This is a genomic window from Phocaeicola intestinalis, from assembly GCF_014837065.1.
Lineage (GTDB): Bacteria > Bacteroidota > Bacteroidia > Bacteroidales > Bacteroidaceae > Phocaeicola > Phocaeicola intestinalis.
The window spans coordinates 1-13,308 of sequence record NZ_JACSPP010000035.1; the positions used below are offsets into that span (position 1 = coordinate 1).

Annotated in this window: 10 protein-coding genes and 1 pseudogene; 5 read left to right on the plus strand and 6 right to left on the minus strand. The window is 45.9% G+C overall.

Going from position 1 to position 13,308, the window contains the following annotated elements; all coding sequences use genetic code 11:
* Nucleotides 1-171 precede the first annotated feature (171 nt).
* From metF to H9625_RS11090, 4 genes are all read left to right on the plus strand, one after another.
* Entirely contained in the window at nucleotides 172-1,125 is a 954-nt protein-coding gene (metF, locus tag H9625_RS11075; RefSeq protein WP_022039782.1) for a methylenetetrahydrofolate reductase [NAD(P)H], read from the plus strand.
* A gap of 1 nt (nucleotide 1,126) precedes the next feature.
* Nucleotides 1,127-2,254, plus strand: a complete 1,128-nt coding sequence (locus H9625_RS11080) for a DNA polymerase III subunit (RefSeq protein ID WP_191764359.1) — start codon at nucleotides 1,127-1,129, stop codon at nucleotides 2,252-2,254.
* 115 nt (nucleotides 2,255-2,369) lie between these two features.
* A complete protein-coding gene (locus tag H9625_RS11085; RefSeq protein WP_087249693.1) occupies nucleotides 2,370-3,845 on the plus strand; it encodes a PSP1 domain-containing protein in 1,476 nt (491 codons plus the stop codon).
* An 84-nt stretch (nucleotides 3,846-3,929) separates the two neighbouring features.
* Complete coding sequence (locus tag H9625_RS11090) at nucleotides 3,930-4,442, plus strand: gliding motility lipoprotein GldH (RefSeq protein WP_022039779.1); 513 nt, start codon at nucleotides 3,930-3,932, stop codon at nucleotides 4,440-4,442.
* Here H9625_RS11090 and rodA read toward each other — a convergent pair.
* The 6 genes and pseudogenes from rodA to H9625_RS11120 all read right to left on the minus strand — a co-directional run.
* Entirely contained in the window at nucleotides 4,374-5,828 is a 1,455-nt protein-coding gene (gene rodA / locus H9625_RS11095; RefSeq protein WP_022039778.1) for a rod shape-determining protein RodA, read from the minus strand. The genes H9625_RS11090 and rodA overlap by 69 nt on opposite strands.
* On the minus strand, nucleotides 5,809-7,659 hold the full coding sequence (gene mrdA, locus H9625_RS11100) for a penicillin-binding protein 2 (protein WP_022039777.1): 1,851 nt from the start codon (nucleotides 7,657-7,659) through the stop codon (nucleotides 5,809-5,811). Before mrdA ends, rodA begins: the two co-directional genes overlap by 20 nt.
* Nucleotides 7,659-8,159 carry a rod shape-determining protein MreD gene (gene mreD, locus H9625_RS11105; protein ID WP_022039776.1) on the minus strand — a complete coding sequence of 167 codons (501 nt, stop codon included), beginning with the start codon at nucleotides 8,157-8,159 and terminating at the stop codon, nucleotides 7,659-7,661. Before mreD ends, mrdA begins: the two co-directional genes overlap by 1 nt.
* 17 nt (nucleotides 8,160-8,176) lie before the next feature.
* The gene (mreC, locus tag H9625_RS11110; protein ID WP_191764360.1) at nucleotides 8,177-9,016 is read right to left on the minus strand and encodes a rod shape-determining protein MreC; all 840 of its coding nucleotides are present in this window, start codon (nucleotides 9,014-9,016) and stop codon (nucleotides 8,177-8,179) included.
* Between the two features lie 7 nt (nucleotides 9,017-9,023).
* Nucleotides 9,024-10,046, minus strand: a complete 1,023-nt coding sequence (locus H9625_RS11115) for a rod shape-determining protein (protein WP_022039774.1) — start codon at nucleotides 10,044-10,046, stop codon at nucleotides 9,024-9,026.
* A gap of 76 nt (nucleotides 10,047-10,122) precedes the next feature.
* Nucleotides 10,123-10,710 (minus strand): annotated as a pseudogene (locus H9625_RS11120) (IMP cyclohydrolase); the annotation flags it as partial.
* Between the two features lie 177 nt (nucleotides 10,711-10,887).
* Between H9625_RS11120 and H9625_RS11125 the strand changes: the two are divergent.
* Nucleotides 10,888-13,179 (plus strand): inorganic phosphate transporter, encoded by a 2,292-nt coding sequence (locus H9625_RS11125; protein ID WP_022039772.1) that lies wholly within the window; start codon nucleotides 10,888-10,890, stop codon nucleotides 13,177-13,179.
* Nucleotides 13,180-13,308: the final 129 nt, after the last annotated feature.

Sequence of the window (13,308 nt, forward strand, 5' to 3'; positions counted from 1 at the left end):
AAACTCAATTTCTCGACTCCGGCTGAGGTCTTTTTCAAAAATATTTCGTAATGTTGCACTCGCTGGTTGACTCTGCCGCCTCGAAAAAGTATAAAATTTAATGAAATCTATGGTGCGAATGCAAGATTTTTCTTATTTTTGTCATTATATAGCATTATAACAGACAAAAGAATGAAAGTAATCAATTTGATAAAATCCTCGGAAAAGACCGCATTTTCGTTCGAGATTCTGCCTCCGCTTAAAGGGACAGGCATTGAAAAAGTATATGAAACCATCGACCTTCTCCGCGAGTTCGACCCGAAATACATCAACATAACTACTCACCGAAGCGAATACGTCTACACCGAACTGGGTAATGGATTGTTCGAGCGAAAACGTGTGCGGCGCCGTCCGGGAACCGTAGCCGTTGCAGCCGCTATCCAGAACAAATATGGCATCCCGGTAGTTCCTCACGTATTATGCAGTGGGTTCACACGCGAAGATATCGAATACATGCTGCTTGACCTGCAATTCTTAGGCATCACTGACCTGCTGGTGCTACGAGGTGACAAGGCAAAACACCAATCTGTATTTACCCCCGAACCTGGCGGATATAGCCATGCCATCGAACTGGAAAATCAGATAAATGACTTCAACCGTGGAATTTTCATCGATGGTTCACCCATTAAGGAACCGGTACATCCGTTCGGTTACGGAGTAGCATGTTATCCCGAAAAGCACGAAGAAGCCCCCAATATGGAACAGGACATCTACTGGCTGAAACAAAAAATAGAATCAGGTGCACAATATGCTGTAACGCAACTATTCTATGACAATGCAAAATACTTTGCATTTGTCGACCGCCTCCGTGCCGAAGGGATAAACGTCCCCATCATTCCAGGCATCAAGCCTTTCGGAAAACTTTCGCAACTGTCTGTCATTCCGAAAACCTTTAAAGTAGACCTGCCACAGACACTGGTAGCAGAAGCTATGAAATGCCATACCGATGCAGAAGCTGCCGAACTGGGTGTGGAATGGTGCATCAATCAATGCCGGGAATTAATGAGACATGGAGTTCCAAGTATCCATTTTTATACCGTAGGCGCCGCACAAAGTGTGAGCCGTGTAGCCAAAGCCATATACTGACATGTATCTGAAAGACATCATAGGACAAACCGAAGCCAAACAACACCTCCTGACATTGGTGCATGAAACACGTGTGCCTCATGCCATGTTGCTTTACGGTCCGCCGGGAAGTGGAAAACTCCCCCTTGCCATAGCTTTTGCCCGATACCTGACCTGTGATAATCCGGGGTCAGACGACGCATGCGGACACTGTCCTTCATGTCTGATGATGAACAAACTGGCACACCCTGACGTGCATTTTGCTTTTCCGGTAGTAAAGAAAAAAAGCGGACGTGACACTGTATCAGCAGATTATCTGGATGCATGGCGTCAACAATTGCTTGACACTCCTTACTTTAACCTGCAAATGTGGCTGGAACGAATGGGAACCGAAAACCAACAAGCACAAATATTTGTGAGCGAAAGTGACGAAATCCAACGAAGTCTTGCACTCAAACCCTCCCGCAGCAAATACAAAATAATGATTATCTGGCTGCCTGAAAAGATGAATGCCGAATGCGGCAACAAGCTACTCAAACTATTGGAAGAGCCGCCGGCTCACACGGTATTCCTGATGGTAAGTGAAATGCCCGATGCCCTTATGCCTACGCTAGTCAGTCGTATGCAGCGTTTTCGACTCCCCCCCTTGCCCGAAGAAGAAATTGCCTCGATGCTGGCTTCACGCTATATGCTCACCCCTGAAGACAGCAACGAAATAGCCCACTTATCGGAAGGAAGTATCATTGCAGCGATAGGAAACATCCGGCTAAGTGAAGAACGACGTTTGTTTTTCGACCTGTTCACTTCATTGATGCGCCTTGCATACGCCCGGCGATTAAAAGAACTGAAAGCATGGAGCGAACAAGTAGCTGCACTGGGACGTGAACGGCAAAAAAGCTTTTTAGACTATAGCGAACGGATGCTACGCGAAAATTTTATCTACAACTTCCATCATCCGGAAATGAACTACATGGCGCGTGAAGAAAAACAGTTTGCCACTCGTTTTGCCCCGTATATCAATGAACGAAACGTTATGGGCATTTTGGGTGAATTGCAAGAAGCAGCCCGGCATATCGAACAAAACGCGAATCCGAAATTCGTGTTCTTTGATTTCGTGCTGAAAATAATTGTATGGTTAGTGAAAAAATAAACGGTTAGTTTGTAAGTTCTTAAGTTAATCAGTTGATTAGTTAAAAACTCAAGAACTCAAGAACTTAAAAACTCAAGAACTTAAAAACTCAAGAACTCAAGAACAGAATACTTATATGGAGAATAAATTTATATTAAAAAACGGAAGCGGCTCCTTGTGCTGCAAGGGCTGCGGAAAACAAGATAACAAACTGAATACGTACGACTGGCTTGCCGATATTCCAGGCAATGCCGAACTGGAAGACATGGTGGAAATCCAATTCAAGAATACACGAAAAGGATATTACAAAAACAGTAACCGCCTGAAACTGGAAAAAGGGGACACCGTAGCCGTAGAAGCCAGTCCTGGACACGACATTGGTGTAGTGACCTTGACAGGACGTCTGGTACCGTTACAGATGCGCAAGGCAAACATTAAACCTGATGCTGAAATACGCCGTATCTACCGCAAAGCCAAACCTGTGGACCTGGAAAAATACCGTGAAGCCAAAAGCCGCGAACATGACACTATGATTCGCTCAAGGCAAATAGCCTTGCAATTAGGACTACAAATGAAAATCGGTGACGTAGAATACCAAGGAGATGGAAACAAGGCTATATTTTATTACATCGCCGATGAACGTGTAGATTTCCGCCAACTTATCAAAGTACTGGCTGAAGTGTTCCGCGTGCGTATCGAAATGAAACAAATCGGAGCCCGTCAGGAAGCTGGACGTATCGGTGGTATCGGACCTTGCGGACGCGAATTATGCTGCGCTACGTGGATGACCAACTTTGTCTCTGTCTCCACCAGTGCCGCACGCTATCAAGATATTTCACTCAACCCACAAAAGCTTGCCGGTCAGTGCGCCAAATTGAAATGTTGTCTCAATTACGAAGTGGATGCTTACGTGGAATGTCAGAAAAGGCTGCCCAGCAAAGAAATTACCCTGGAAACCGCTGATTCCACCTATTATTATTTCAAAGCAGATATATTAAGAGGAGCCATCACTTACTCTACCGATAAGAATTTCCTTGCCAACGAAGTGACCATTTCACCCAAACGCGCATTCGAAATCATTAACATGAACAAGCAAGGGGAAAAACCGGTCAAACTTGCGGCAGACAATGATGCCGAAGACCCGAAATCAAAAGATTTGCTGGAACAAGAAAGTGTTACCAGATTTGATAAAAACAAGAGTGGCAAAAACAAAAAGAAGAAAAAGAATCCGGAGAAACAACGCAACGCCAACGCACAGGAAATGCAAAATAACACTAAACCGAATGGAGGCAATGCAACAGAAACAAAAAACTCTGCGCCACATAGCAAAAAACAAAAAAATAAAGTTGAACGCCCCAAAAACAAAAATAATGAACAGCAAGGAGAAGCAGGTGTAAACAAACAATTGCCGGCAGGACCTGTCAAACAAAATACTAAAAAACTGCCCGCTGTAACTGCCCAAACCAAAGAAGGAGCAAAAGCAGAAAACACGAATCACCCTGCTTCTGCCAACAATAATGGAGGAAAACCAAACCGGAACAACAACCGTCGCCCTAAGAACAAAGGAAACGCTGATGAAGGAGGAAACGCCCCCCAGCAGCCGCAAATGTAAACAAACGATACAAATCATCCGTGATTTTCCACACAGAGACGCAGGCATTACCCCGTGTCTCTGTGTCTAAACCGAACTCAAAACATGAAACTACTTAAATTGTTTTCCCTGTCTATCATAACCGTTTTACTTACAGGATGCGAAAACAATCCTACAGTATTCCACCGCTACCAAGCGATTCCTATACAAGGTTGGAAACGAAAAGACACCCTTTCGTTCACCATCCCCGACACACTTACCGGGAACCGGTACGAATTGGAAATCGGATTGCGACATACCGAAATGTACCCCTACCGGGATCTTTGGATTGCTTTAATCCACCCGCTTGATTCCTTTCCGCCAGATACATTCCATGTTGAACTTGCCTCATCAAAAGGCGACTGGAAAGGAAAAGGAAATGCGGGTAGCCTATATCAGTATGCTTTAAGCGTAGGAAATATTACGCTAACTTCTGCCGACACCTTGCTTCAACTGGTCCAGGTAATGAAAGACTCCTGCCTGCAAGGAATTACCGATGCAGGTATCCGCCTATCGTTCACGAGCCGCATCAATACGCAAAAAGACAAACAACAGGATAGTAAATCCCCAAAGCGATGAACCTCCATAACTGAAAAAAGGCAACGGTATGCCAATAACGGGAGTCAGCCCTAATACCATTCCTACATTAACAAAGAGATGGAAGAAAAAGATGCTCAAGACACTATAACCATACACTCTGCCGAACCGGGTACTTTGCCGCTCAGCCAGATGAATCAAACGCCAAATAAAGACAGCAAACAAAAGAATGACTGTAACCGAACCGACAAAACCCTGTTCTTCACCTACCGTACAGAAGATGAAATCGGTATCTTGTTCGGGTACATATTTCAATTTTGTCTGCGTACCGTTCAGGAATCCTTTTCCTAAAAATCCTCCCGAACCAATGGCAATCTTGCTTTGATTCACATTATAACCAGCCCCTGTAGGATCATCTTCCATTCCTAACAACACTTTTATACGAATCTGTTGATGCGCTTCAAGCACATTGTTGAATACATATTCTGTGGAAAAGAAAAAGCCTACCGAACCGATGGTGAATAAAAAAATATAAAAATAATTCCGAATCCGCTCATGCAAGCCCAAATAAAGCAGGTATAAACACAAACACACACATACAATACGCTGGACGTATGCCACATTAAACGGAATGACATAAAGCGAAAACAACAGACTGAGCAACATGAGTCCCAAGCCGAATGACAATATAAAAATTACCGGCTTACGACTTTCACGACAATACGAACTTACAAGCAAAGCGGAGAATGCTATAATCAAAGCCATCACGGAAAACTCCCCCCATGAAGTCAATTCATCCCCCATCAAGTCGCCACTGAAACGTATCCCCACAATGAAATAAATTACAGCACAAACGCCGGCAAATAATATAGACCCAGTCATGCCTTCGCGATACAACACAAGGAAAAAAGACAAATAAACAAGTGCAGACCCCGTTTCTTTCTGGCATACAATCAATATCATCGGTACCAAGATAATGGCTAGTGCCACTACCATGTCCTTCCACCGGTCGATAGAAAAAGTATATTCGCCCATAAACTTGGCAAGAGCAAGTGCTGTGGCAAATTTGGCAAACTCAGCCGGCTGAAGACTGACCGGTCCCAGCACAATCCATGAACGTGAACCCTTTATCTCGTGTGGATTAAAAATGGTGCCAAACAGTAAAAGCAACAGAATCCCATATATCAGATAAGCATACGTATCATAAAGCCGATCTTCCAACATCAGCAATACAAAGCCTAAGACCAGTGAACACCCTATCCACATCAATTGTTTACCTGCCCGCGTAGTCAAATCGAAAAAATTGGGCTCACCATAATCATAGCTTGCCCCACATACGCTGAACCATCCACACGTCACCAGAATCAAATAAAGCGACACGGTCCACCAGTCCACCGATTTCCACCAACTATCTTTCCTGTATGCCATAATCTATCCTTCTGTGTTGAATGTCGGAAGCCAAAGCCTCATCAGCTTCCGTCAGTTTTCCCGTAAGGTATTGTTCTATCATCAAACGGCCAATGGGCACACCATAAGTTGCACCCCATCCACCGTTTTCTACATAAACAGCTATCGCTATCTTCGGATTGTCCATCGGAGCAAACCCCATAAAGGCTGAATGGTCTTTTCCATGGTTCTGTGCCGTACCTGTCTTTCCACATACTTCGATATCCGGCAGATTTGCCATCCGGCATGTACCTCCCAACACCGCCGAACGCATTCCTTGCACTACTTCTTCGTAATGCATTTCTGACACCTTCGTGTACCGGCGTTCGCGATACAAAGAATCAAGCTGCTCCCCTTCAATGCCTTTCACCACATGAGGCGTAACAAAATATCCACGGTTGGCTATCGTAGCCCCCAGATTTGCTATTTGCAACGGAGTAGCCGTAACTTCCCCCTGGCCGATGGCAATACTGATAACGGTCAGACCATTCCACGAACCACGGTATGCCTTGTCGTAAAACTGAGCATTGGGAATCATACCGCGTTTCTCGCCCGGTAAATCTATACCCAGTGTATATCCGAATCCCATCGAAACCATATAGTCGCGCCACGTGTTCATCGCCTTCTGTACAGTGCCGTACTTCTGCCGTGCCCCAATCATGTGATACAAGCCCCAGCAAAAATAACCGTTGCACGAAGTAGCTATCGCCGGCACCAAGGATAAAGGCGAAGGATGGGCATGGCAACCTACATGAAGCCCACGGAACGAAAATCCTTTCACACACGGATACATCGTACCCGGAACAATGATACCTTCCTGCAAAAAAGTCAGAGCTTGAGTAGTCTTGAAAGTAGAACCAGGCGGATACGTTCCCATAATAGCACGGTTCAACAAGGGTTTCCAAGGGTCACGGGCCATTTTCAGGTGATTTTTTCCACGGTTACGCCCAATCATCAAACTAGGATCATAAGTAGGAGACGATACCAAACATAACACTTCACCCGTAGAAGGCTCTATCGCCACGATGCTCCCGATTTTTCCTTCCAACAACCGTTCACCCAACATCTGGAGTTCGATATCAAGGCTCAATGTCAGATTTTTACCAGGAACCGGAGACTTATCGAATTTCCGGTCCATGTAGTTGCCTTGTATACGTCCGTGAGCATCACGCAACAAGATTTCTACCCCCTTTTCTCCCCGCAACTGTTTTTCGTACGAACGCTCGACACCCAAACTTCCGATAAAGTCACCCGGAGCATAATACTCATCCTTTTCAATATCGCTTTTAGACACTTCAGAAATGTCTCCCAAGATATGTGCTCCTGCTGGATACGTATATTGGCGGATGGTACGGCGTTGGATGTAAAAACCAGGGAACATAAACATCTTTTCCTGAAACACACCACAATCCTCTGCCGAAAGTTGCGTAAGAAACACCTGATGCGTATAGGGCGAATAACCCGGATTAAGGCGACGGTTCTTCAAGTCCTGGAAACGGCGGCGCACAAATTCGGGCGTAACCTTCAGCGTACGGCACAAGTCCATTGTATCAAGCTGAGTGATTTCTTTCATAATGACCGTAATGTCATAAGCAGGCTGATTGTATACCAACAATTTTCCTGTACGGTCGTACATCACTCCCCGACTTGGATACTGCACCCTTCTGAGCAGAGCATTGCTTTCGGCATTCTTCTTATAATCGTCACTCAAGATTTGCAAGACGAACAGACGCAAGATAAAAAGTATGACCACAACCAGCACCACACCGCCTATCACATACCTCCTTCTTGCCAAACGATAAATCCGGTCCACTACCTTTTCCTCCTCATCGCATCTACACACATGATGCAAATGACTGTCATTACGGTATCCGTCACGATGCGCAATGCCAGCCCTGTTGCATGCTGAAAATTAAACACATCCGTCAGGCGCACGGCAATGATAAACAATAGCGTTGCACTCGACACATAGCGCAAGAAGGCTCCCACTCCCATACTACGTATTCCAGGTTCATAGTCATCGGTAGTTTCGCGAAGCATCTGCATCTGTAACAAAAAACGCCGGGCAAATGCCAGTAAAGTAGCAGATGCTGCATTCACCCCCGGCGTGTTACTGAATATATCCACACACAATCCCAATACGAAAGCTTGCAATAAAATGGTCTTACGCGAGATTTCCGAGTTAAGCACCAAGATATAATATATGAATACCATCGGCGTAGCATAACCCATGATATGTACATGGTTCAGAATCTGGGTCTGAACCAATACCAAAACCACGAACCACACAACACGATGCAACGCCTGAACCATAAATTATCCTTTATACCTTATTTAATACTATCCTCTAATGATACCTGTTCGGCACGTCCGTCGTAACAAATCACACTAACATCCGTCAACCGTGCAAAATCGGTGAACAAACGCACTTTCAACAAATACGAAAGCCCGTCATGGCTATCCTTGCGGTCATCCACCATCCCCACCGGCACACCTTCCGGAAAAATGGCACTATGCCCACTGGTCACCACTGTATCGCCCAATGAAAACTCGGCATGACGGGGAATATCCTGCAGCCATGCATATTGCGATGAACCACCTTCCCATTTCAGCACGCCAAAATAATCGGTACGACGTATCTTGCAACTGATGTTACTTTTCGAATTCAACACCGGAAGCACCAGCGCGTAATGCGCCGAAGCACGGTACACTACCCCCACTACACTATTCCCGCTCAGCACTCCCATCTCAGCATACACACTGTCCGCCGTACCTTTATCAATCGTAACATAATTGTCACTACGCGTCAAACTGTTGTTCACTACACGTGCCGAGGTTACCCAATAAGCATCCGGAGCACTTTGCCGCATCCGCACCACCGCCATACTGTCTTTCATATAGGCATCCAGCTCACGGATCAAACGTTCCACCTCCAATTCCAGTTCCACGTTGCGGCGAGTCAGATCCTGATTCGTTTCCCGCAGACCAAAATAAGACGTGATGCTGCTCACCGCCTTGTCTACCCATGTCACAATCCCGTTAGCAGATGTGAAATACACGCTTCCCTGGTAATTGTTAAAACGGAACAACAAAGTGAAACTGACTACTTCCAATACAATGAAAAGCAGCCAGTAATCATATTTCAGCAAAAAATTCAGCAGGTTCCGCATACCCCCGTCATCGCATCAGGAACGAAAAGCGATCTACATTCTTCAATGCGATGCCCGTACCCTTTGCCACACTCAGTAAAGGATCCTCGGCAATGTGGAACGGAATGTTTATCTTGTCGGTCAGACGCTTGTCAAGCCCACGCAACAAAGCTCCTCCACCCGCCAAATAAATGCCGTTGCTCACGATATCGGCATACAATTCCGGCGGAGTGTTCTCCAGTGCATTCAGCACGGCGGTTTCTATCTTGGCAATGCTCTTTTCCAGACAATGGGCTATTTCCTGATAGCAGACCGGTACCTCCATCGGCAAAGCCGTAATGCGATTAGGACCCCGTACAACGTAATCCTCCGGAGCATCGTCACCCAAGTCGGTCAATGCCGCTCCCACGTGTATCTTGATACGTTCAGCCATACGCTCGCTCACTTTCACGTTATGCTGACGGCTCATATACTCCTGAATGTCTGCTGTCAGGTCATCGCCTGCAATACGAATGGAATTATTCGATACGATACCTCCCAATGAAATAACGGCAATTTCGGTTGAGCCACCACCTATATCCACAATCATATTGCCTTCGGGTGCCTCCACGTCCAGCCCGATGCCGATAGCAGCCGCCATCGGTTCAAAAATCAAATAAACATCGCGCCCTCCTGCATGTTCGGCACTATCACGCACAGCACGCAGTTCCACCTCGGTAGACCCTGAAGGAACTCCAATCACCATCCGCAACGAGGGGGTAAACAGACGGCGTCCCGGATTCACCTTCTTTATCAGCCCGCGCATCATTTGCTCACATGCATTAAAGTCGGCTATCACTCCATCGCGTAGCGGACGCACAGTGCGGATATTCGGGTTTTCTTTCTCGTACATCAGCTTCGCACGCTCGCCCACAGCTATCATCTTGTCCGTACGGCGGTCCAGCGCCACTACCGACGGCTCGTCTACTACTATTTTATCATTGCTCAGGATGATGGTGTTCGCCGTACCCAAATCCATCGCTATTTCCTGTGTAAAAGAGAACAGTCCCATGGTTAAAATTCAAAATTAAAAATTCAAGATTGAAATGTCGGACACTCCAAGCCGGAACCGCTTCCGATTATTTACCCTCAAACCAATTATGGATAGCAGTATCATACGAAGAAGACACCCCAAACGCTTCACAAGCCAACTGACGGCGTTCCTCACGCGTGGTCTCCGCACCTCTCTGCTTCAAAATATCCAGTAAGGTCGCGTATTGTGCCTTGCTCGCCACGATAACCACATCATTGAAATTTTTTGCTGCAGCACGAATCAACGAGATGCCGCCTATATCGATTTTCTCAATAATATCTTGTTCACCGGCACCCGATGCCACGGTATCCTCGAATGGATACAAATCAACAATCACAAGGTCGATTTCCGGTATTTCATATTGCTGTACCTGCTTCTGGTCGTCTTCCAGGCTACGACGGCATAAGATACCTCCGAATACTTTCGGATGCAAAGTCTTCACACGGCCGCCTAAAATGGAAGGATATCCCGTCACATCTTCCACAGCTTCACACTTATATCCCAATCCTTCGATAAAATGGCGCGTACCGCCCGTAGAAAGGAATTCCACACCGTCATTCGCCAACAGGCGGATTATCTCGTCCAGTCCGTCTTTATGGTAAACGGACACCAAAGCTCTTTTTATCTTCTTTACTTCTGACATACTACTACTTTTTAAAAAGTGAATATTTCTGTATTTGGGTACAAAGGTACGAAATATCTGTTTATAAACATAATAACCGGGCATGAAATTATCTTTCTTTTATTTTGTAACAGTTTTGTAATATGTATTAAGCGAATTTTACCTAATTTTGTACCCGAAAAACAAGCTAACAACAATATGGAAACTGTTTATCTAGGAATTGTAATATTCCTTTTCATGCTGGCGGTATTTGACTTGCTGGTGGGTGTCAGCAACGACGCCGTGAACTTTATGAATTCGGCTGTAGGCGCAAAAGTCGCCAAGTTTCGCACTATCATTATCGTAGCAGCCGCAGGAGTCTTCTTAGGAGCCATTATGAGCAATGGCATGATGGATATCGCCCGACACGGTATCTTCCAACCTTCCAATTTCAGTTTTTACGAAATCATGTGCATCTTGCTGGCGGTAATGGTTACCGACGTGGTATTGCTCGATGTGTTCAACACGTTAGGGCTTCCCACTTCCACCACAGTTTCCATGGTGTTCGAACTGCTGGGAGGTACGTTCATTCTGGCAATACTGAAAATCATAGGCGATGAAACAGGCATGTATTCATTAGGAGACATGATGAACACCGAAAAAGCATTCTCGGTCATCATGGCAATCTTCCTCTCCGTTGCCATCGCCTTCATAGCCGGTACGGTGGTGCAATACATCTCCCGACTCATTTTCAGCTTCAACTACAAGAAAAACCTCTCGTGGACCATCGGCATTTTCGGCGGCCTCTCTACTACGGCACTTGCCTACTTCATCCTTATTCAAGGACTGAAAAGTTCACCTTATATTTCTCCCGAAACGCTTGAGTGGATCAACAACCATAATTCCATGCTGATTTTAGGATGTTTCGTCTTCTTCACCCTGCTGATGCAAATCCTGCACTGGTGCAAGGTGAATGTGTTCCGCATCATTGTCTTGTTAGGTACTTTCTCGCTGGCACTCGCCTTTGCAGGCAATGACCTGGTGAACTTCATCGGTGTGCCACTCGCAGGTTATTCTTCCTATATGGACTATGTGGCAAATGCCAACGGAGCGGGCATACACGATTTCATGATGAACTCGCTGATGTCATCCGCCAAAACACCAATGATCTTCCTTTTTCTATCGGGATTGGTAATGGTTTACGCACTTGCCACTTCGAAGAAAGCACAAAACGTTATCAAGACTTCGGTCGACCTCTCGCGTCAGGAAGAAGGCGACGAAATGTTCGGCTCATCGGCCATAGCGAGAACCATCGTACGCCGTGCTACCGCGACCAATGAGTTCCTTGTACGTGTCATCCCTGCCAACGTACGCAAGTGGATTGACAGCCGTTTCAACAAAGATGAAGTAATTCTGGCAAACGGCGCAGCATTTGATATGGTGCGTGCTTCGGTCAACCTTGTTCTCTCGGGATTGCTCATCATCATCGGTACTACGATGAAATTACCCCTTTCTACCACTTACGTCACTTTCATTGTAGCCATGGGCTCATCATTAGCCGACCGCGCCTGGGGACGCGAAAGTGCAGTCTATCGCATCACCGGAATGTTCTCCGTCATCGGCGGATGGTTCATCACCGCGTTTGTGGCATTTACTATCTGTGCCATCGTCACCGTCTTGATGTATTACACCAGCTTTGTGGGCATGTTCATTTTCATCTGCGTGGCTGTATTCCTGCTGGTAAGAAGCAACATCAAGTTCAGCGAAAAGCAAAAAGCAGAAAAACAAGATGACATCTTCAAGCGCATGATGTCTACCAAAGATAAAAACGAAACCTTTACCCTCCTGCGCCAGCACGTCAGAGAAACGTTGTCGGAATACATCGACTATACAGAGAAAACCTACGTACAGGTAACCGATGGTTTCATCAACGAAGACCTGAAGAGCTTGAAGAAGGGAATGAACTCGGCAGAAGAAAAACGCAAGATGCTGAAAAAACGCCGCCGCAAGGAAATCCTCGGCCTGCGCCGCATCCCCATCGCCATTGCCATCGAAAAAAACACATGGTTCCACCTTGGAAGCAACAGCTGCGAACAGATGCTTTACTGCCTGAAGCGTATCTGCGAGCCTTGCAAGGAACACGTTGACAACAACTTCAACCCCATCTCGAAAGAAAGCATAGCCGACTTCCTGCCCATCCGGGAAGAACTCTGCAAACTGATGGAAAGTACCCGGGCCGATATCGAGAATAACAACTACGCCGACACTGATGAAATTCTGGTGAAAGGTGATGCCTTGAAAAACAAGATTTCAGCTCTGCGTAAGGCACAGATGAACCGCCTGCAGGAGACAGACAACACAAACCTGAAAGCTGCCATGGTGTACCTGAATATCTTACAGGAAACACAAGAGTTAGTAAGCATCTGGCGCCACTTGCTCCGTGCAAGCCGTTTCTTCCAGAACGACTATGTACCCCAGCAGGAAGCACTCACATTGAGCCTGAGCGAATAGGAATATTTAGAGCCGTTTAAATTTCCAATAAAGAAATAACCTGAGGGTGTATTGAAATTGAAATTGAAATCAACCCTCATTTTGTCATCCTAGCATGAGCGCAGGATCCCGGAAACAGAAAACTATGCA